Genomic DNA, 18,337 nt, shown 5'->3' with positions numbered 1-18,337 from the left:
GCGACAGTCGTATTTTCACGCATAGACCGGGAATTTTTCGGGGATGACACTGAGATGTGGCTTCAATTGCGCACTCCGGTGTCTCTAAGCTCCGAAACAGGCGTATCTATTCAGTCGATGGCCGGTTTACTAAGCGCGTCGCCGATTCTATCGGCATGCACGGACCTGCAGCCCCGGCATAAGTTAGTTGCTTCCAATCAGATTCGAGGGTTTCACGATGAGAGAATCTAGGGAAGGATTGCATTATTCGGACTATTTGAGGCTCGACATGCTTCTTAATGCCCAGTTTCCCGAAAGTGGGCGGGACGATCGAGAGGTTCACGACGAGACCTTGTTCATTATCGCTCATCAGGTTCACGAACTATGGTTCAAGGAAATCTTGCACGAGCTGAAGTCGGTACTTGAATTATTCTCATCCTGTCCTTCGGATGAACGGAAAATCGGCCTAATCGCCACCCGTCTCGGTCGTCTCGTTGCGATCCAGAAAATTATTAATCGCCAAATCGATGTCCTTGAAACGATCTCTCCGCTCGATTTTCTCGATTTCCGCGATTATCTGTTTTCCGACTCGGTATTCCAAAGCAGCCAGTTCCGCGAGATAGAGCTTCGCCTTGGCTTGGCGATGCAGGTTCCTCCGGAATCGTTCAATCGCTTTCGGCCCGAAGAACGTGAAGTTCTGCGGAAAGCTTCCGAGGAAAAGAGCTTATTCGAGGCGGTTGATGACTGGCTGGTAAATATGCCTTTCCGGAGTTTAGAGGAGGTTGAGTTTTGGCCGAGTTATCGCCGCATAGTTCATGACATGCTGCAGAGGGATTATCAGCTGGTACAGAACCGTCGGCTATCCGCTTGGGAACGTCAAAGCCAGCTCAGCAAGCTGGAAAATGCCCGTTACCGATTCGATGCCTTGTTTAAGCCGGATGAATTCGAGGTGCTGCGGGACGACGGATTGTTCCAGCTCCGCCGAGCAGCCGTCCTATCGGCCCTGTTTATCCTCCTTTATCGGGATGAGCCTATCCTGCAAGTTCCTTTTCGTGTTCTCAAACGATTAATGGACGTTGACGACCAATTGATCGGTTGGCGCATCAACCGAACGTTATTTGAACAACGCATGCTGGGAAATAAAGTCGGGGCCGGAGGCAGCATTACCCATGATTATGTTCGGGAAATGATGGAAGAGAAAAGAATCTTCAGGGATTTGTTTATTCTTTCGACTTTTCTGGTGCCGCATTCGTCTTTGCCGGTATTGCCCCAAAAATTTAAACAAAGCCTCGATATTTATTTTAACAATCGATCAGTCGGGTAACGACAGCGGCGACCGGTTAGGCACCGCACCCATGTGATCTCCGGGCTTTCAGTGCCTGGTCTAAGTCTTCGTTTTCAAGTTCCGCTTTCCCCTTCGTAAAAATCTCGCCGCTAAGCGAAATAATTACGCACAGCGGCTTCGATCAGGTTCCACGGAACAATAAACGGCTTTTTGGAAATCTGGATACAAAGGGTATCGCCGCTAATCTGGTAATGGCCCTCGATCCCATTACCGGCAAAGCGCCCCTTTTCCTCATCGCCGACAAAATGGACGCCCTTGTCGCGCGCCGCTTCTTTTGCCTTGGCCACTATTTCGTCTGCCGATAGGCTTAGCTTAACCTGTACTAATTTGCTCATGATTGGATTGCCTAAAGCCGCAATGAAATTTTATGAAGCTATATTAAACGAACTCGATAGGCCTGACACGGCAGCCTCGACGGAAAGTGTCGATTGATTGCATTCGAAGTTGATCGGATTCCCATGTCCTTGGTTAACCTTTATTATCAACACGGACGCGGAACGTGACGCCCAAGTTTCAACCCGGTGTTAGCCGGGCGGAATGCCAAGCGGAAACTTTTCTAGAAAAACAATAAGAAGTCTCGTCAATAATGCTATCGGACGGGAGGAGAGGACAACACAATGCAATTGGAATACATCCTGAAATCGTATGCACGCTATGCGCCGGTTTACGATCAGACTTTTGGTTGGATGCTGAGCTTCCGCGGCCGCTCGATGGCGGCCGGCGTAACCAACAAGCGGCCGGGCAAGGTACTGGAAGTCGGGGTCGGCACGGGTATAAGTCTTTCCTATTACCGCAAGGAGCACGAGGTACACGGTATCGATATTTCTCCCGACATGCTGGAGAGAGCCCAGCAGCGTGTATCGAGAGGGAAGCTTACTCATGTTTCCAGCCTCCGCATCATGGATGCCCGCGAGCTGGAATTTTCCGACGATACCTTCGATTCCGTGGTTGCGGCGTACGTGATGTCGGTGGTTCCCGATCCGGAAAAGGTTATCCGGGAAATCGAACGGGTCTGCAAGCCCGGCGGCGACGTGATTATCGTGAATCACTTTGCGGCAGAAAAAGGCGTTAGACGGGACGTCGAAAAATTGTTGGCGCCGCTGTCCAACAAACTGGGCTGGCGTCCCGACATGCCCGTTCAGGAGATCCTGGGAAATACGTCCTTGCGTGAGGTGAAGCGGCATACCTTACCGCCGCTCGGTATGTTTACCATGTTGCATCTTCGGAAGGATCTCGACTTGATGCTGCAATAGCGTGCAAAAATCACCTGCTTCGGTGGAAAGAGCAGGGACATAAAAAAGGTGACCGAAAGTCACCTTTTTTAGTTGCTTCAAGACTGTTGAAACTGGCCTGGGCTCAAGCTTCGGCGAGGGAGTTCCTCAGCTTTTTCATAGCGGTATTCTCCAACTGGCGAATGCGCTCGGCAGACACGTGATACCGTGTGGCCAGATCGTGCAAGGTGAGTTTTTCCTCGCTCAGCCATCGGCTGGTAACGATGTCCCGGCTACGCTCGTCCAGTTGCTCGATAGCGGCTACTAGCCGCTGCTGCTTATGCTGTCCCCAGTCGTTATCTTCCAGCAAATCGGCGGGATCGGCGTTTTCTTGCTGGAGGTAATAGACCGGTGCCGACGTCTCTCTCTCGTCCCCGTCGCTATCGCTGGGTTCGAAGGCGATATCCTGACTGTTCAGGCGGTTCTCCATTTCATAGACGGTTGCGACGTCCACGCCCAATTCACTGGCTAGGATATGAGCCTCGTCGCGACTCAGCCATCCCAAGTGATTCTTGAACTTGCGTAAATTGAAGAACAGTTTTCGCTGTGCTTTAGTGGTGGCGACTTTAACGATGCGCCAATTCTGAATGATGAATTCGTGGATTTCCGCCCTGATCCAATGGACGGCAAAGGAAACCAGCCGCACGCCCACGGCAGGGTCGTAACGCTTTACGGCTTTCATCAGGCCGATATTTCCTTCTTGGATCAAATCGGGCAGCGGCAAACCATAGCCCATATATCCCCGGGCAATGTGGATGACGAAGCGCAAATTGCCGAGCACTAACTGCCGTGCCGCTTCCAGGTCGTTATGTTCCCGAAAGCGCACTGCCAATGCGCGTTCCTGATCGGCGCTATAACGTGGCATCGCGTTTACAGCGGAGACATATTCTTCAATGGAGCCGAGCGAGAGATTAACCGGCAGAGTTAATGCGTTGCTCATAGGTGTCCTCAGTTTTAATACCCGGCTTAATGTTAGCACTCTCAGATAACGAGTGCTAATAGTATGTCGGGAAGAATCCGGCAATCAAGTGGGATCGAGTTCCCGTAAATGATAGGAGACCACTATCCAGGCTCCGACTATGCCTAATAGGACCGACGCCCCAATTAGGAGTTCGGTTTCCGACAGGCTGAGAAACGAAAGCGTATAAGGGCTGCCATACAGTTCCGCCAACTGCCGGGAAGGGCTCCGGAGAAATAACAGGAAGAAGCTGACCAACAGCCAGGCGAGAGATCCACCTAAGAAGCCGTACCAAAAGCCGGCGTACAGGAACGGACGGCGGATAAAGCGGTCGGTGGCGCCAATCAGTTTGGCCACGACGATTTCCTCCCGTCGATTCTGCAGCTCGAGGCGGATGGTATTGCCGACGATGAACAGTACGCCAAGGCTCAATAGCACGCTGAACACGACCACGCTGCGTTGAGCGATGGTCAGAATGGAGTGCAGCTTGTGCATCCATTGGGTGTCGAGCTGAACGAAATCGGTTTCCGGCAGAGCCCGGAGTTCGGCAAGCAGCTTTTCCACATCATCCGGATGGGTGAGCGAATCCTTGGGTTTGATGCTGACGACCGCCGGCAGGGGATTGAAATCCAGAGCCCTTAGCGCGTCGCCGAAACCGCTGAAGGTTCTGAGTTCCTGTAATCCGGCTTCTTTGGTAATCAGCTCGGCCGCGGCGATTTGCGGATGTTTCTTGAGTCTTTCCGCGACTTTGCCGCCGGTTTCGTTGGCCAATTCGGGTTTCAGGAAGAGAGAAACTTGGTTCGTCGCCTCGAGGGTTGAACTGGCTTGCCGGGCATTCTTGATAAAAACATGGAAGCTCGCCGGTATGGTCAGCGCAATGGCAATCACCAGCACCGTCATGATGCTGGCGAGAGGAGTCCGACGAAGGCGAATAAAACTGGATTTAAGCGTTCCGACGTGCAGGTCGACATAGGGTTGCAGTCGGCTTGCAGGCCTGATGGTACGCCGAGTATGAAAGGCGTTAGTTTCGCGTCTGCGTTCGGGTTTTCGTTTTAATCTTGAAATCGGCACGTTTCAGCCGCCTTCGATCAATTTGCCTTGCTGTAACCTGAGCGTTCGACGGCCAAGCCGCGAAATCAGGTCGAGATCGTGACTCGCAATCAATAACGTCACCCCGACCTGATTGAATTCCTTGAACAAATCCATAATCTCCGCCGACAAGCCAGGGTCCAAATTGCCGGTCGGCTCGTCGGCCAAAATCATGGGGGGTTTATGCACGATAGCTCGGGCGATGCCGACCCGCTGCTGTTCGCCCCCGGACAATGCAAGGGGATATCGCTTTTCCTTGCGCAGCAGACCGACTTTATCCAAGGCCGCTCTAACCCGCCTCGCCATTTCTTGCTCGCTATAGCCCGCGATGAGCAAGGGCAGGGCTACGTTGTCGAATACGGTACGATCGTGCAGCAACCGATAATCCTGGAAAATCAGTCCTAACTTGCGGCGCAGATACGGCACCTCCCGCTTGGAGATCCGGTTTATAGGTCTGCCGTCGAAGAGAATCTGCCCCCGGTTCGGCCGTTCGATAACCGGAATCAGCTTGAGCAAGGTGCTCTTACCGGCCCCCGAGTGGCCGGTCAGGAAAGCCATCTCACCCTTTTCCAGGCGAAAGCAGATGTCCGATAGGACTTCTCCGCTATCTGAATAGCGTTTGCTGACGTTGATAAACTGCAGCATGCGAAAACAGACGGATTAAGACGGGGAAACCAAATCGCGGAAAGGACAGATAATGTCGCTGCTCAAGATCGCAACGCTCCGCCGCAACTGCTGCCGGCCCCGGCGGTGCAACCATAGCAATGGTCGGCCACGGTAATGGGTTGCCCCTTCCAGGAAAGGAGCAGGGCTTCGCGCAAGTGGATGCGCAGCCTCACGCCTGCGCCCAGCGACAAACCGAGCATCTGGTTGAAATCGCAGTCATACACATAACCTTGCCAATCGACACTGATCAAACTACGGCACATGACCTCTTCAAGGTTTTTCGAATTGTGGCTGTTCCTCAATAAAGTCATGTACCCGTCGAACCTCCCCTGCGTGATGAGTGTGCTGCCGAAACGCCGGATGGGCATGTTGGCAAGCGTATACAGTCGGTTGAACATGATGCCGTAACGGCTTTTCAGCTCAAGCTTATAGGCATTTTCCAGCTCGACTTGCGGCGGCGGCAGAGTCGCCCCTTGAGGATTGTAGACCAGATTTAGAATCAGTCCGGAATCGGGGCAGCCGTATCCGAGACGATTCAGTCTGTGCAAAGCCTTAAGGCTCGTGTCGAATACCCCCTCGCCGCGCTGAGCGTCCACGTTCTCCTCGAGGTAACAAGGCAGCGAAGCAACAATTTCGGCTCGATGTGCCGCAAGGAATTGGGCCAGGTCTTCATAACCCGGCTCTTCCAAGATCGTCAGGTTACAACGGTCGATTATTTTTACGCCAAGGTTGCTGGCGGATTCCACCAAATACCGGAAGTGCGGATTCATCTCGGGTGCCCCGCCGGTTAGATCGAGAGTGCTTACTCCGGAGGCACGGACGAATTCGACAACCAGCTCCGCCGTCTCGAGGTCCATTATCTCCTTGCGCTTCGGACTCGCGTTGACATGGCAGTGGAAGCACTGCTGATTGCAGCGATAGCCCAAATTGACTTGTAGAGTCTCCAGCTGTTTCCGGGTAATACGCGGGAAATCGGTATCGAGCAGCAAGGGCAACGTGTCGTGCATGGCTCAAAATGCGTCCTGTAATCAGCTTACACCAGTCGATCCGTATGGAGAGTACCGCTTTCGGTCCGGGATTGGCAAAGGCCGGGAGATATCGCTTCGGATTATGTTAAATTCCGGCAACGGGGTTACGCCACTGGCAAGCTTCGGCTTAAAATCTGCCGGGCGAAAAAGTTTTAAGCGCTGGAATAAATACGGGAGGTTGTGATGCACAGATTCGGATTGGTGGCCGCAGGTGCGGCGATGCTCTTTGGGTTCTCGGTTCATGCCGAAGAGATCAGGGTGGAGATCAACAAAATCAACGAAACCGGAATCGCGGAGCCCGTCGGCGTCATCGTCGCGGCGGAAACGGCTGCCGGATTGACGCTGACACCGGATCTTAAAGGCTTGCCGCCCGGACCGCACGGCTTTCACGTTCATGAATTTCCCGACTGCGGCGCCAAGGAGAAAGACGGAAAACCCGTGGCGGGATTGGCGGCGGGCAACCATTTCGATCCGAAGAATACCGGAAAGCATGCAGGTCCTGCCGGCGACGGCCACGTCGGGGATCTGCCGGTATTGAGTGTGGCTCCCGACGGTACGGCTAAGGAAGCGGTCATCGCCAAGCGTTTGCGCGTGGCCGATTTGCGGGGACATTCATTGATGATTCACGCGGAGAACGATAATTATGCCGATAAGCCGGGCGGCGCCCGCATCGCGTGCGGTGTGGCGAAGTAAGAGGTTCGGTCACCGGCTTCAAAAAGAAGCTCAGCGCCTTATCGCCGGTTTGGTTGGAGTTCGAAAACCACCCGGCCGTCCAAAAGCGTGCGGGTCACTCGGCCTTTGACGGTTTGTCCCCAGTACGGTGTATTCCGGCCGCTGCTTTGCCAGGTCGACCCGTCGACCATCCACGTGGACTCGGGGTCAAAGATACAGATATCGGCCGGTACGCCGGCACTGAGCGTGCCTGTTTCGATGCCCATGACCGCAGCCGGGCCTTGGGTCAGCAGAGCGATGGCTTGTCTTAGGGAAAGCACGTCTTCGTCGACCAGCTTCAGGGTCAAGGGAAGCAGCATTTCCAACGAAGCCATGCCGGGTTCGGTGGACGGAAAGGCGTCCAGCTTGGCGTCGGGTTCGTGGGGTTGGTGGTCCGAACAAATGGCCGTTATCACGCCGTTCTTGAGCGCCGTGCGCAGGGCGTCCCGGTCGGCAGAACTGCGTAACGGGGGTCTGACGTGGCACATGGCGTTAAACCCGTCGATGTCCATTTCGGTCAGATGCAACTGATGAGCAGCCACATCGGCGCTTACGAGCGCGCCTTTTTCCTGGGCCCTGGCAATCATCCGAGCGGTACGTGCGCAGCTCAACTGCGCGAAGTGGACCCGGGTTTCGGTGTGTTCGATCAGCGCCAAAACTTGGGCGACAGCCACCGTTTCGGCCGCATCCGGTATGCCCGGCAAGCCCAGCCGGGTACCGGTCGTCCCCTCGTGGACGCAGCCTTGGTCGGCGAGCCAGGGATCTTCGGGGCGGATCACGACTAGGAGATCATGACTGGCGGCGTATTCCAGCGCCCGGCGCAACACCAACGTATTCGCCATCGGCGCATGGGCATTGCTGACCGCGACACAGCCGGCGCGCTTCAACGCGCTCATTTGGCTCAAATCCTTCCCCTTCAGACCGCGCGTCAAAGCGCCTACCGGCAAGACCTTCGTTTTGCCGACCTGCTGGGCCCTTTCCCGAATCAGGTTGACTACGGCGGGCGTATCGATGACCGGATCGGTATCGGGCGGACAGCAAAGGGTGGTGATGCCTCCGGTGGCGGCGGCTTCGCTTTCGCCGGCGATGGCCGCCTTATGCTCGTAACCGGGTTCGCGCAAACGCGCACAAAGATCGACGAAGCCCGGACACACGATCTGCCCTTCCGCGGAAATCACTCGATCTGCCGTGAAACCGTCGGGCGCTGTTCCCAGCGACACCACGCGCCCTTCGGCCAGGTAGAGGTCGTGCCTTCCCTCGATTCCATTCGAGGGGTCAATGACGTGTCCACCACGGATGGCGATGCGTTCGCTCATAGTGCCTTGTCTCCGGGCGAACTTTCGAGATCGGGGCGCATGGTCATGGACATGATGGCCATGCGAACGGCGATCCCGTGGTTAACCTGCTGAAGTATCACGGAATGCGACCCGTCGGCCACTTGGGAGTCGATTTCAACACCCCGGTTAATGGGTCCCGGATGCATCACGATGACATCTGGCTTGGCGCGGGCCAGTCGTTTTTCGGTCAGTCCGAAGCAAGCGAAATATTCGTGCTCGCTCGGAATGAAAGCCCCGCTCATGCGCTCCTTCTGCAAGCGCAGCATGATGACCACATCAACGTTCTCGAGCCCCTCTTCCAGATCATGGAATGTGGTGACGCCGAGGGTTTTGACGGCGGCCGGCAAGAGGGTCTTGGGACCGATGACGCGCACTTCGGCGGCGCCCAGGGTATTCAGGGCGTGAATCTCGGAGCGGGCGACGCGGGAATGCAGGATGTCGCCTACAATCGCCACTTTTAGGTTTCCGAAATCGCCTTTGTGTTTGCGGATGGTGAACACATCCAGCATCGCCTGGGTCGGATGGGCATGCCGGCCGTCTCCGCCGTTGATCACGCTGATATGCGGCGCCACGTGGCGGGCGATGAAGTGAGCCGCGCCGCTTTCCGCGTGCCGCACGACGAACATGTCCACGTGCATGGCTTCCAGGTTGCGGATGGTATCCAGCAGGCTTTCTCCCTTGGACGTCGCGGAGGTGGCGATATTGATATTGAGTACGTCGGCGGACAGCCTTTTGGCGGCTAGTTCAAAGGTTGTGCGCGTGCGGGTGCTGTTCTCGAAGAACAGGTTGACCACGGTCTTGCCCCGCAGTAAGGGCACTTTCTTGACGGTTTGCTCGGTCACGCTGGCGAAGGATTCCGCCGTGTCCATGATCTTTACCAGCAAGTCGCGGCTCAATCCCTCGACCGTCAAGAAGTGCTTCAGCTGCCCAGCAGGGTCTAGTTGAAGATTGTAGGCCTGGGTTGGATTCATGATTGCGGCGAGACCGAATGGATGCTCAGCTTTAACGGGCTCGGCCCGCTAAGCGTGATGCGCTGATCGGCGGCGAGCGTCATTTTGCTCCCTATGCAATCCGGTCGAATGGGAATTTGCCGGCCGTTTCGCTCGATCAGCACGCCCAACAAAACCTGGGCGGGACGGCCGTAGTCGAAGATCTCGTTCAGTGCCGCGCGGATCGTCCGGCCGGTATAGAACACGTCATCGATCAGCAGTATGTTTCGGCCCTCGACGCGAAAGGGCAGCATGCTCGGTTTAACCTGGGGGTGAATGCCGGTCTGTGAAAAGTCGTCTCGGTAAAACGAAATATTCAGCAGGCCCAAAGGCTCCGTCAGACCAAGCCTGGCATGCAGCCGCTCGGCGATCCAAGCCCCGCCCGTATGAATGCCGATCATCGCCGGCTCCGATAACTCGCGCCGCGCCATTTCCTCGCGCAAAGCGGCTTCCAGGCGGTCGAGCAGTTGGTCCACTTGCAAAACGGTGTCAGGCATTCCAGATATCCCGCTCCGTCGTATGCGCCAGCCAGGTTTGCAGAATCAGTTTAGCGGCGAGTTGATCTTTGACATCGGCGAAGTGCGTTGATCGTTTAGAGCGCTTGCGATAAAAGATCTCGCGGGATTCGCTGGTCGACAAGGTTTCGTCCATCGTATGGACCGGCAGATGATAACGGCCTTCCAATTGACGGCAGAAGCGCAAAATGGGCTGGACGATGGGATTTTCTTCACCCTCAGGATGATAAGGAAAACCTACGACGAACGCCGACGGCTGCCAAGTCTGAACCAAACGCGATACGGCATCCCACAGGGCTTCCCGACTGGTCACGCGTATCGTTTCGAGAGCCGTTGCCGTACCGGTGACGCGCTGCCCGACGGCCACCCCGATGTTTCTCTCCCCGAAATCGAAGCCGAGATAAGTGGGCTTATTCGTCTCGCGCCGCACTGAGTCGACATCCATGAATTAGCCGTGCCCTGCTTGAGAGGTCAGAAGTGAAATATCCACGCCCATCAGTTCGGCGGCAGCCTTCCAGCGATGGGCCGGCGCGTGATCGAACAGGATGGAGTCGTCGGCCGGGGCGCTCAACCAGGAATTTTCGACGATTTCACGCTCCAGCTGCCCTTTTCCCCAGCCGGCATAGCCAAGCGCCACCAAAACCTTCTGAGGCCCTTCGCCAATGCTCAGGGCTTCCAAGATGTCGCGGGACGTCGTCAGGGAGATGGAGTCCGACACGCGCAAGGTGGAATTCCAGTCGCGGCCCGGTTCGTGGAGAACGAAGCCCCGCTCGGCTTGCACCGGACCGCCGAAGTAAACCGGAAGTTGGCCGATAGCGGATTCGCGGACGTGGATTTCCATTTGCTGCATGACATCGCCCAAGGTTAGTTCGGACGGGCGGTTGACGATGATGCCTAATGCGCCTTCCGGGCTGTGCTGACACAGGTAAGTGACGGTGCGGGCGAAGAAAGGGTCCGCCATCCCGGGCATGGCGATCAGAAAATTGTTGGTGAGGTTCGCGATCGCTTCAATCATGGCCATAGTATCCGGATAGACCGGCGGGGCTGCAAGTCGGTTCACGGAAGCGGCGAAATTTATCGAGGTTCGCGGATTAAGGGTGGCAAAACGCGGATGAGCACCTTGAGCGATAGGGAGGAAGCGGCGCTGTTCAAAAATCTAAACAGCTTCTAGGCGGTCGAGCCGAGAGCCGACCGCGCCGGGAACCCGCTCTTCCGGTTGGATGTCAAAGCGATCACGTAACAAAGGTATCCATGAGATCGATCATAAATTCCATTTCTTCGTCCTCGACTTTTTCCCACCGGGAGATTTTTAGCGCTGCGAGAGCGCTTCTGCCCTTGTCGTTTTCGGACATGGCCAACAGCGCATCGAGCAGCCGGTCGCGGCGATCCGCGAGTCTCGGGCTTATCATCAGCGCGTGATGGACGACCTGGATCTGGCTGCTGACCAATGCTCGAAGCTGTTTGCGTATGACCGAGGAAAGGTCGTTGAATGCCTCCGCGAGAAAAACGCCGGCATCGCAGTTGCCTTTAAGCAATTCCTTGGCAACCAGCACGTAGGAATCGCAGGTTTTTATCGCGACGGACGAGGCATCGAGATCGGCCGGTTCCAGCATGATCATGCCCATCATGTGTACGTCGGGATCGTCGGTGGTCGCCAGCTTGATCGAGCTCGGCAAATCTTCCACCCGAAGAAAGGGGCGTTCGGCGCTCACCGCGATAATCGCCTCGTCCGCCTTGCCTTCGGGTTTGACCAGGGGTTTGAAGCCTTTTTCGCGAACCAGCATGGCGGCGTCGTAAGGGTTGGCGTAGATCAGGTCGATCCGGTCGGACTTGATGGCCTCCCGCTGACTGTGGAAGTCGTCGTAAAGTTGCAAATGGAAAGGTTCGTCCAGGGCCTTTTGCAGCCAAGTATTGAAAATGAACCAGCCGGACAGGTGTTCGGGCGTGAAATCCGGGCTCACGGTGAAGGTATGGGTCATGTCGGTAGTCCTCGCAGGATCGAGACGCCTAAAACAGCGTGGGATAGAGTCGCATGCATTCGGCGATTCTCTGCCGTGACGGTTTGCGCCGAACCGAGGTGTAGCCGATGACCCGGTCGTTCCGGATGTTCGGGATAACGGTGGCCTTGACCCAGTAGAAACCGCCGTCCTTGCGCAGATTCTTGACGTAGCCCTGCCATTTCTCGCCGCGCCGCACGGTGTCCCAAAGATCCTTGAAAGCTGCCGGCGGCATATCGGGGTGGCGCAGAATGAAGTGCGGCGTGCCGATCAGTTCATCTCTGGAATAACCCGACATCTCGACGAAGGATTGGTTGACGTGGGTGATGATGCCGGCCGGATCGGTGCGCGACACGATCAAGCGCCCGTCCGGATAGGGCGACTCGATATCGGTCACCAGAACTTTCCGGCGAGTCCCGTCGAAGTAGGTAAGGGTGTGTTCGCGATAGGTTCCGACGATGTCTTCGGGCTTCATGTCTTGCATGGCGGCCTCCTGGAAGAGCGGTTTAGTGGGCTGGGCGCGGGTCAGATCAGGCCGGCTATGCTTTCGGCCGCGCGTTTTACGTCGAGAAAGATCAGACCCAGTTTGGCATTGGGCTTGGCCATCACGGTCAGCACCGCTTCCTTGCCGGCATAGGTCATCAGCACGTAGCCCCTGTCGCCTTTGATCAGCACCTGCTCGAGAGTGCCCCGCGACAGCTCCTGGGCGGTCCGATCGCCCAGGGACAGCATGGCGGCGCTCATGGCGCCCACCCGATCCTCGTCCAGGTTCTGGGGCAATACCGCCGCCATCATCAAGCCGTCGGTCGAAATGATGCCGGAGGCTTCAATATCGGCCGACGTGCCGTTCAACTCGCTGAGGATGGAAGTCAACATTTCTGCGCGCATAACTGAACCTCGGTAGCAGTCTCGGAATGATTCGGGAAAGTTAGTGTCATCTGCATCAGGTGCCAACGCCGGCGTAGCGTCGGCTCAATATCCAGATCAGCGTGGCGAATTCCGGACAGTTGAACCGCGGCATTCCTGTGGCGGCCAGCACGAACCGCTCTTCGCCCAGGTATAGCGGCCAAAATCCCATCTTGCTGTTGCCCGCCGCGTCCACTACGGACCAGGCGCTCGAGTTGAGCCCCAGGTTGTGGAGCAGCAGCCCGGAGCGGCGCTCGTGCAAATTGGCCAGGTCGGCACTGAGCGCCGAGAGTTCCTCGGCCACCTCGTGGGGAAAACCGTGGCTCGCAAGATAAAACCCTTGGCTGTCGGCCAACAGAACCTTGGCTTGGCTGCTCAGCCGGCCCAGGAGTTCGGGCAGGATTTCGGAAAGGGGCTGATTCGGGCATTTCAGCGGTGCCATCAGCCCTTGCAGCCATTTGGCTTCTTGTGCGTGGTGGAGTACCGCATAGGCCTTTTCGGTGTCCTCGAAAGTCGACCAATCCTTCAGGCCCGCCAAAGTGAGCGCGGGGCTCGACTCCATCTGCAGCAAGGTTCTGATGAGTTGTTTGGCTGGGGTGTGCGCCTTGGTCGCGACCGCATGGTAGGCCCCACCCGGAGTTGGGTGGAGATAGAGATGCTCCGCGAGCGCATACTCCTTCATCAACCTTCCAGCCCCGGAGCGATGGTGTAAAGCAGAGCCTGCACCAGCAGCGAGACATCCTTTCTGCGCCGGGCGTCCACCTCGAAGATCGGCGGATTCAGACCGGTTCCTTGCAACTGGCGGTGGTATTCCGACAAGAGCGGCGTCGCGCGGATATCGGTCTGCGTGACGCCTATGACTAGACTGGTCGCCTCGATGAAGCCGGCGAATTTGTTCAGGAAAAAGCGCAGATCCTGGAAAGGGTCGGCGCGGGTATTGTCCAGCAGCAGCACCAGGCCGATTCCGCCGGTGGTCAGGATATCCCACATGAAATCGAACCGCTCCTGGCCCGGCGTTCCGTACAAATGGATCTTGTCGCCGCCGGGCAAAGTCATCATCCCGTAGTCGAGCGCGACCGTGGTCGAGGCTTTTCGGCTCTTGGTCATATCGCTGGCCGTTTCGTCGGTTTTGACCGGCGGAACATCGCTGAGCGAGGTGATGGCGGTCGTTTTCCCGGCGCCTACGGGTCCGGTGAAAATGATTTTGTTGTACTGAATCACGATTCGGCCCCGCTCCCGTCAAGACATTTTCAAGTGTTTCAAAATCTTCCCGAGAAAGGATGTACGCTCCGGCTCCGGTTTGGCCGACGGCTGAAATTCCGCTCGGGCAATCTGCTGCTTTGGCTGCTGCTCGATCAGCCCCAGCGCATGGGTGGCGCTGATAAACGCAAAAACGTACTGCTGCCGAATGCCCAGAATCCGGGCCGCCTCGCATGCGGTATGGGGACTGTGATGCAGCAGTGCGGCGATCCGCATGGTGTGGGGAATGAGCAGGAAGCGGGTCAGGTTGGGCCAGTATTTGAGGGTCACCTCGTGTTCCAACGATACGTCTGCGGGAAGCTTGCCTTTCGACGTCCAAATCGCCATTTTCCATAAGAACGCATCCAGCGGGATCAGCCGGTCCGGATCGAGCTGCTCTTCGGCGGCGTCGATGGCCATTGCTTTCAGGTCCGTGGCCGCACGCGACCCGCCGATGTCCATGTGTGCGAGGTTGGTCATGGGAATCGCGCAGGCGGCGCGCAGTTGCGCCTCATCGGCATTGATCCATATCCGGCGGGTTTGCGGAAAGACGACGAGCGGCTTCCACGGCGTTTCCACCCGCAGCGCTTGCTGCCGCGATAGCGCGAGCGCGCAGGCCGATTGGAAGCGGCCCTGCAGGAAATCCTTGGGGTTGTAGTGGGCGGCCGCGGCCTGTTTGGGATCGGCGGGATCGATATCGTCCCGGACGCCCAGATAGCTCATGAAGCTCTGCTCGTCTAATAACGCAGCCACCTTGGACACCGAACCATCCGATTTCTCAGGCACGGCGACAGTCCGCAGCGAGGCCGGCTGGGTTTCCGCATCCGCCTTTTCGGTTTTTCGGGATTTGCGGCCTTCCAGGATTTGCCGGGCACGCCCGATCGCATGCAGCATGCCTTGGGCTTGAACGGGTTTTTTTACGAAGACCGCTTCGGGCGAAGACGCACAGTCGTTTAAGGAAAGGAGGACGAGCACCCGTTCCGGATGGGTTTGCCGTTCCCGATCGAACAGCTCGGTCGCCCTCCGTGCGTCCATGTCGATCATACAGGCTTCCGCCTCTTCTCCATCCTCGACGATGACGGCCTGCCTTCGGCAAGGGCCTTGCAGAAACATTTTGAACAGTTTCGCGGTTCGCTCGTCCATGCCTAGAACCGCCAGCCGCAATGGCGTCATGGTTAAATCGGTCATGGGGTATGTTCCTTTCGCAGATATCGCTCGCAGTCGTCCCAAATCGCCGGCAGGGTGTCGACGACCTGTTCAAGCTTCTCGCGAGCGCGCAAGAAATTGTCGAGATCGCCGGTCGCCCGGTACAGCAGCAGCAGTTCCGCATGCAGATCGGCCCGACCCGGTTGCCGGGGCAGCGCATCTTCCAATACCGCTCGCGCTTGATCGAGTTGGCTGTACTCGATATGTTCCCGCGCCTCCAAAAGCGGGTCCCTCTCTTCGCCCGGGGTGCCGTTCGACACCTGGACCAAGCTTAGCGAACCGGTAATTCCGGGCGCCAGCACCGATTGCGGGGCCTGGGGCAAGTCGGCCCAGTCGGGCGCGCGTCCGGAACCGAGCCACCGGTCCAGCCGGGCATAGCAATCCTTCCTCAGCCGATTCCGCGCACCGGTCAGCAGCCGCCTGCGGAGGGCGTATCCCTTGTCTTCCGAGGCAATGAAGAGATCCAACAACGCGGCGTACAGGCCGTCGTGGTCGTTTTGGCCATAGTGGTGGAATATCCGCTGGGTGTGTCGCAGCAAGTTGTCGGGAGCGGCCGCGACGGAATGGGCCAAATAATCCGCGACTTCGTTTTTCATGCCGGGGCATGGCGGGTTTAGCGCCGGGGAACCCTCGATCAGGAAAGCCGGTTCGGCAAAATTTTCCTGCTCGATGCCGTACTCCGCCTCGACGCATTGCGACAAGGCCGGTCGCTGATTTTGAGAAAGATGGTCGGCCATCAATGCTCTTGGAAGAAACGGCTAGAACAATTAATTGGATGAGGCCAACGGAGCGCTACGGAGTTGGCGGACCTATGGCTTGGTGAAGATTAGTCAGCGGACCGCGGTGTACCGGCCCGATACAGGATCAAGAATAGTCCGTTTTCTTCAGAAGGCTAGGCAGCAGCCGGCTGCCCTGTGCGCCGTACGGACGTTATGGAAACTCTGAACAAGTCGATTCCGTTCATGGTTCGAAAAGCTCACCACGAACGGAATCAATACGTTACCGTTCGTCCTGAGCCTGTCGAAGGACTTAATCAGAGCTTCCTTATGGAGTGAGGTCGAGCTTGCGGGAAAACAAAGTCAGGGGCCGGTTTCCAGGCGGTGATTGTTTTCGAACCTCCACGTACGCGTAATGATCAAAACATCCGCTTCTTGTCTCAGTTCTTGGGGAAAGGGTGCGAAGGGACCGGCAAGTTGTACGATGTTCGTTGCGGCGTCATCCAAAACTTGATGGCCGGAAGAATGCCGGACCTTTACGCTGTACACGGTTCCGTCCGGGTTGATGCCGACGCTCAGGAGCAGGCTTCCGGAAAGATTCCGGCGGCGGGCCTCGTCGGGATAGTTGAGGTTGCCGATGCGTTCGACTTTTTCCTGCCAGGCTTTCTCGTAAGCGGCCGCCTTGTATTTATGGGCGTTGACCGAGTTGATGTATACGAGTCGGGGATGGCGGGCATAGTTTTCCCGGGATTTGTTTATCTCGGCGCTCAACTGGGCAATCTGCTGGCTGAGAGCCGCAGCCGTGAGTTTCGCAGGCTGAAGTTCCGGCTGTTTCTCCTCGCCTTCATCCGCGGTGACCTTCTTGTCGGATTTATCCTGTTTCAGGACGCGTTTGAGCTTGGCTTCTTGAACGTGGGCGCGATCGGGCGCGTTTTCGGCTTGCTGGCCCTGTCCTTCTTGCGGTGTGGGTTCGCTCCGGGGAATCGCCTTTTCGGTGTGGGTGCCGCTGCCTATCTGGTTGTCCGGAGCGAGAAAATCAGCCTTTTCCGGTGCCTTCTGGGAGGGATTTCGCACCAGAGCGATGGTCAAGGATTTCTTGATTTCCGGGAGCTTGGGCATCTCGAAGCTGACGCCCAGAATCAGAATGGCATGGGCGATGCCGGCAAGAACTAGGGCCAGAAGGAAGCGGTCGGAAAACACCCTATCGGTACTCATGCAGCTACTTTACTTAACGCGTACGACGGACTCGATATGATTCATCAGCAAGGCGCTGATATTCAACCCGAACAGCGTATCCAATTCCTGCACGCAAGTCGGGCTGGTAACGTTCACCTCGGTCAGATAGTTTCCGATCACGTCCAGTCCGGTAAATATCAGCCCTCGTTCCCGGAGGGTAGGACCCACTTGGTCCACGATCCAGTGATCCCTCGGCGTCAGCTCGCGTCCTTCGGCGCGTCCGCCGGCCGCCAAATTCCCGCGGCTCTCGCCCTGGGCCGGGATGCGCGCCAGCGCATAGGGAACCGCCACGCCGTTCACCACCAGGATGCGCTTGTCGCCGTCGACGATCTCCGGCAGATAGCGCTGCGCCATGACGAAGCGCGAGTTGTGCCGGGTCATGGTTTCCAGGATGACGCTGAGGTTCGGGTCTTTTTCCGCGACGCGGAAAATCGAGGCGCCGCCCATGCCGTCCAAGGGTTTCAGGATGATTTCACCCTGTTCGTGCAGGAATTCGCGGATCTTGTGCCCTTCCCTGGCCACGAGGGTCGGCGGGCAACATTGCGGAAACCAGGCGGTAAAAAGCTTCTCGTTGGCGTCGCGCAGGGAGCGGGGCTTGTTGACTACGTAAAGTCCTTGGTTTTCCGCGCATTCCAGGAGATAGGTGGCGTAGATGTATTCCTGGTCGAAAGGCGGGTCTTTGCGCATCAACACCACGTCCATCGAGTCCAGCGGCGCGTCCGTCTCACCTAGAAAGCTGAACCAGGAGAGTTCGTTGCGCTCGACGCTCAGACGGCGCATCCGCGCGTAGGTGCGCCCGTCCCGCAAATAAAGATCGTTGAGCTCCATGTAAAAGAGCTCGTAACCCCGGGTTTGGGCCTCCAGCAGCATGGCGAAGCTGGTGTCCTTGTGGATTTTGATTTTGCCGATGGGATCCATGACGATCCCGAGCTTTAGACTCATAGCGTTTTTTCCGTAATAAAACAAGCGCGGCTTGACTTAAAAACCTTGAATCATATATAAAGCCTGGTTTCCGTTCCAGCTAGGCGAGTTAGAGGTCAACCATGTCCAGAGTATGCCAGGTGACGGGCAAGCGCCGTATTGTAGGCAATAACGTCTCGCACGCTAACAATAAGACGAAGCGCCTGTTCAATCCGAATCTGCACCAGC

The 18,337-nt window shown here is 56.9% G+C and carries 23 protein-coding genes; 4 read left to right on the top strand and 19 right to left on the bottom strand.

Annotation, left to right across the window (positions count from 1 at the left end; translation table 11 throughout):
- Window positions 1–217 precede the first annotated feature (217 nt).
- Window positions 218–1,303 carry a tryptophan 2,3-dioxygenase family protein gene (locus VEB01_RS20120; protein ID WP_324878604.1) on the top strand — a complete coding sequence of 362 codons (1,086 nt, stop codon included), beginning with the start codon at window positions 218–220 and terminating at the stop codon, window positions 1,301–1,303.
- A 110-nt stretch (window positions 1,304–1,413) separates the two neighbouring features.
- Here the strand turns inward: VEB01_RS20120 and VEB01_RS20115 are convergent, their stop codons facing one another.
- On the bottom strand, window positions 1,414–1,611 hold the full coding sequence (locus VEB01_RS20115; RefSeq protein WP_324878602.1) for a hypothetical protein: 198 nt from the start codon (window positions 1,609–1,611) through the stop codon (window positions 1,414–1,416).
- A gap of 330 nt (window positions 1,612–1,941) precedes the next feature.
- Here VEB01_RS20115 and VEB01_RS20110 point away from each other — a divergent pair, with 330 nt between their 5' ends.
- Window positions 1,942–2,577, top strand: a complete 636-nt coding sequence (locus tag VEB01_RS20110) for a class I SAM-dependent methyltransferase (RefSeq protein ID WP_324878600.1) — start codon at window positions 1,942–1,944, stop codon at window positions 2,575–2,577.
- A 103-nt stretch (window positions 2,578–2,680) separates the two neighbouring features.
- On the opposite strand, the gene rpoH is transcribed toward VEB01_RS20110, so the two are convergent.
- The 4 genes from rpoH to arsS form a co-directional block, all read right to left on the bottom strand.
- Complete coding sequence (gene rpoH / locus VEB01_RS20105) at window positions 2,681–3,535, bottom strand: RNA polymerase sigma factor RpoH (RefSeq protein ID WP_324878598.1); 855 nt, start codon at window positions 3,533–3,535, stop codon at window positions 2,681–2,683.
- Between the two features lie 84 nt (window positions 3,536–3,619).
- Window positions 3,620–4,624 carry a permease-like cell division protein FtsX gene (gene ftsX, locus VEB01_RS20100; RefSeq protein ID WP_324878596.1) on the bottom strand — a complete coding sequence of 335 codons (1,005 nt, stop codon included), beginning with the start codon at window positions 4,622–4,624 and terminating at the stop codon, window positions 3,620–3,622.
- Between the two features lie 3 nt (window positions 4,625–4,627).
- Window positions 4,628–5,287, bottom strand: a complete 660-nt coding sequence (gene ftsE, locus VEB01_RS20095; protein WP_324878594.1) for a cell division ATP-binding protein FtsE — start codon at window positions 5,285–5,287, stop codon at window positions 4,628–4,630.
- Window positions 5,288–5,349: 62 nt separating this feature from the next.
- On the bottom strand, window positions 5,350–6,315 hold the full coding sequence (gene arsS, locus VEB01_RS20090) for an arsenosugar biosynthesis radical SAM (seleno)protein ArsS (protein ID WP_324878592.1): 966 nt from the start codon (window positions 6,313–6,315) through the stop codon (window positions 5,350–5,352).
- Window positions 6,316–6,519: 204 nt separating this feature from the next.
- Between arsS and VEB01_RS20085 the strand changes: the two genes are divergently transcribed.
- Window positions 6,520–7,029, top strand: coding sequence for a superoxide dismutase family protein (locus VEB01_RS20085; protein ID WP_324878590.1), 510 nt, complete (start codon window positions 6,520–6,522; stop codon window positions 7,027–7,029).
- 38 nt (window positions 7,030–7,067) lie between these two features.
- On the opposite strand, the gene VEB01_RS20080 is transcribed toward VEB01_RS20085, so the two are convergent.
- The 14 genes from VEB01_RS20080 to gshB form a co-directional block, all read right to left on the bottom strand.
- Window positions 7,068–8,363: a dihydroorotase gene (locus VEB01_RS20080; RefSeq protein WP_324878589.1), complete on the bottom strand. Its 1,296-nt coding sequence runs from the start codon at window positions 8,361–8,363 to the stop codon at window positions 7,068–7,070.
- A complete protein-coding gene (locus VEB01_RS20075) occupies window positions 8,360–9,355 on the bottom strand; it encodes an aspartate carbamoyltransferase catalytic subunit (protein WP_324878587.1) in 996 nt (331 codons plus the stop codon). The genes VEB01_RS20080 and VEB01_RS20075 overlap by 4 nt, the downstream gene beginning before the upstream one ends.
- Window positions 9,352–9,870 (bottom strand): bifunctional pyr operon transcriptional regulator/uracil phosphoribosyltransferase PyrR, encoded by a 519-nt coding sequence (gene pyrR, locus VEB01_RS20070; RefSeq protein WP_324878585.1) that lies wholly within the window; start codon window positions 9,868–9,870, stop codon window positions 9,352–9,354. The genes VEB01_RS20075 and pyrR overlap by 4 nt, the downstream gene beginning before the upstream one ends.
- The gene (ruvX, locus tag VEB01_RS20065; RefSeq protein ID WP_324878583.1) at window positions 9,863–10,333 is read right to left on the bottom strand and encodes a Holliday junction resolvase RuvX; all 471 of its coding nucleotides are present in this window, start codon (window positions 10,331–10,333) and stop codon (window positions 9,863–9,865) included. The genes pyrR and ruvX overlap by 8 nt, the downstream gene beginning before the upstream one ends.
- A gap of 3 nt (window positions 10,334–10,336) precedes the next feature.
- Window positions 10,337–10,903 (bottom strand): YqgE/AlgH family protein, encoded by a 567-nt coding sequence (locus VEB01_RS20060; protein ID WP_324878581.1) that lies wholly within the window; start codon window positions 10,901–10,903, stop codon window positions 10,337–10,339.
- A gap of 217 nt (window positions 10,904–11,120) precedes the next feature.
- On the bottom strand, window positions 11,121–11,867 hold the full coding sequence (locus VEB01_RS20055; RefSeq protein WP_324878579.1) for a phosphate/phosphite/phosphonate ABC transporter substrate-binding protein: 747 nt from the start codon (window positions 11,865–11,867) through the stop codon (window positions 11,121–11,123).
- A 28-nt stretch (window positions 11,868–11,895) separates the two neighbouring features.
- Window positions 11,896–12,369, bottom strand: a complete 474-nt coding sequence (locus VEB01_RS20050; protein ID WP_324878578.1) for a PAS domain-containing protein — start codon at window positions 12,367–12,369, stop codon at window positions 11,896–11,898.
- 41 nt (window positions 12,370–12,410) lie between these two features.
- Window positions 12,411–12,773, bottom strand: coding sequence for a roadblock/LC7 domain-containing protein (locus tag VEB01_RS20045; RefSeq protein WP_324878576.1), 363 nt, complete (start codon window positions 12,771–12,773; stop codon window positions 12,411–12,413).
- 55 nt (window positions 12,774–12,828) lie between these two features.
- On the bottom strand, window positions 12,829–13,473 hold the full coding sequence (locus tag VEB01_RS20040) for a hypothetical protein (protein WP_324878574.1): 645 nt from the start codon (window positions 13,471–13,473) through the stop codon (window positions 12,829–12,831).
- Window positions 13,473–14,012 (bottom strand): GTP-binding protein, encoded by a 540-nt coding sequence (locus VEB01_RS20035; protein WP_324878572.1) that lies wholly within the window; start codon window positions 14,010–14,012, stop codon window positions 13,473–13,475. The genes VEB01_RS20040 and VEB01_RS20035 overlap by 1 nt, the downstream gene beginning before the upstream one ends.
- An 18-nt stretch (window positions 14,013–14,030) precedes the next feature.
- On the bottom strand, window positions 14,031–15,218 hold the full coding sequence (locus VEB01_RS20030; protein WP_324878570.1) for a hypothetical protein: 1,188 nt from the start codon (window positions 15,216–15,218) through the stop codon (window positions 14,031–14,033).
- Window positions 15,215–15,973: a type IV pilus assembly protein FimV gene (locus VEB01_RS20025; protein WP_324878569.1), complete on the bottom strand. Its 759-nt coding sequence runs from the start codon at window positions 15,971–15,973 to the stop codon at window positions 15,215–15,217. The genes VEB01_RS20030 and VEB01_RS20025 overlap by 4 nt, the downstream gene beginning before the upstream one ends.
- Before the next feature lie 342 nt (window positions 15,974–16,315).
- Window positions 16,316–17,167: an energy transducer TonB gene (locus VEB01_RS20020; protein WP_324878567.1), complete on the bottom strand. Its 852-nt coding sequence runs from the start codon at window positions 17,165–17,167 to the stop codon at window positions 16,316–16,318.
- A gap of 9 nt (window positions 17,168–17,176) precedes the next feature.
- Window positions 17,177–18,130, bottom strand: a complete 954-nt coding sequence (gene gshB / locus VEB01_RS20015; protein ID WP_324878566.1) for a glutathione synthase — start codon at window positions 18,128–18,130, stop codon at window positions 17,177–17,179.
- 101 nt (window positions 18,131–18,231) lie between these two features.
- Here gshB and rpmB point away from each other — a divergent pair.
- The coding region (gene rpmB, locus VEB01_RS20010) for a 50S ribosomal protein L28 (RefSeq protein ID WP_324878673.1) at window positions 18,232–18,337 on the top strand (106 nt) is incomplete at its 3' end.

This window comes from Methylocaldum sp., from assembly GCF_035627495.1.
In the GTDB taxonomy this organism is placed as follows: domain Bacteria; phylum Pseudomonadota; class Gammaproteobacteria; order Methylococcales; family Methylococcaceae; genus Methylocaldum.
Note: the sequence above shows the minus strand (reverse complement) of the source record. Positions and strands in the feature narration are given on the sequence as shown.

Excerpts from the sequence above, each read along its gene's own strand:
- VEB01_RS20120 (WP_324878604.1), top strand. The coding sequence starts at position 218 with ATGAGAGAATCTAGGGAAGGATTGCATTATTCGGACTATTTGAGGCTC.
- VEB01_RS20110 (WP_324878600.1), top strand. The coding sequence starts at position 1,942 with ATGCAATTGGAATACATCCTGAAATCGTATGCACGCTATGCGCCGGTT.
- rpoH (WP_324878598.1), bottom strand. The coding sequence starts at position 3,535 with ATGAGCAACGCATTAACTCTGCCGGTTAATCTCTCGCTCGGCTCCATT.
- ftsE (WP_324878594.1), bottom strand. The coding sequence starts at position 5,287 with ATGCTGCAGTTTATCAACGTCAGCAAACGCTATTCAGATAGCGGAGAA.
- arsS (WP_324878592.1), bottom strand. The coding sequence starts at position 6,315 with ATGCACGACACGTTGCCCTTGCTGCTCGATACCGATTTCCCGCGTATT.
- VEB01_RS20085 (WP_324878590.1), top strand. The coding sequence starts at position 6,520 with ATGCACAGATTCGGATTGGTGGCCGCAGGTGCGGCGATGCTCTTTGGG.
- VEB01_RS20080 (WP_324878589.1), bottom strand. The coding sequence starts at position 8,363 with ATGAGCGAACGCATCGCCATCCGTGGTGGACACGTCATTGACCCCTCG.
- VEB01_RS20075 (WP_324878587.1), bottom strand. The coding sequence starts at position 9,355 with ATGAATCCAACCCAGGCCTACAATCTTCAACTAGACCCTGCTGGGCAG.
- pyrR (WP_324878585.1), bottom strand. The coding sequence starts at position 9,870 with ATGCCTGACACCGTTTTGCAAGTGGACCAACTGCTCGACCGCCTGGAA.
- ruvX (WP_324878583.1), bottom strand. The coding sequence starts at position 10,333 with ATGGATGTCGACTCAGTGCGGCGCGAGACGAATAAGCCCACTTATCTC.
- VEB01_RS20060 (WP_324878581.1), bottom strand. The coding sequence starts at position 10,903 with ATGATTGAAGCGATCGCGAACCTCACCAACAATTTTCTGATCGCCATG.
- VEB01_RS20055 (WP_324878579.1), bottom strand. The coding sequence starts at position 11,867 with ATGACCCATACCTTCACCGTGAGCCCGGATTTCACGCCCGAACACCTG.
- VEB01_RS20050 (WP_324878578.1), bottom strand. The coding sequence starts at position 12,369 with ATGCAAGACATGAAGCCCGAAGACATCGTCGGAACCTATCGCGAACAC.
- VEB01_RS20045 (WP_324878576.1), bottom strand. The coding sequence starts at position 12,773 with ATGCGCGCAGAAATGTTGACTTCCATCCTCAGCGAGTTGAACGGCACG.
- VEB01_RS20040 (WP_324878574.1), bottom strand. The coding sequence starts at position 13,473 with ATGAAGGAGTATGCGCTCGCGGAGCATCTCTATCTCCACCCAACTCCG.
- VEB01_RS20030 (WP_324878570.1), bottom strand. The coding sequence starts at position 15,218 with ATGACCGATTTAACCATGACGCCATTGCGGCTGGCGGTTCTAGGCATG.
- VEB01_RS20025 (WP_324878569.1), bottom strand. The coding sequence starts at position 15,973 with ATGGCCGACCATCTTTCTCAAAATCAGCGACCGGCCTTGTCGCAATGC.
- VEB01_RS20020 (WP_324878567.1), bottom strand. The coding sequence starts at position 17,167 with ATGAGTACCGATAGGGTGTTTTCCGACCGCTTCCTTCTGGCCCTAGTT.
- gshB (WP_324878566.1), bottom strand. The coding sequence starts at position 18,130 with ATGAGTCTAAAGCTCGGGATCGTCATGGATCCCATCGGCAAAATCAAA.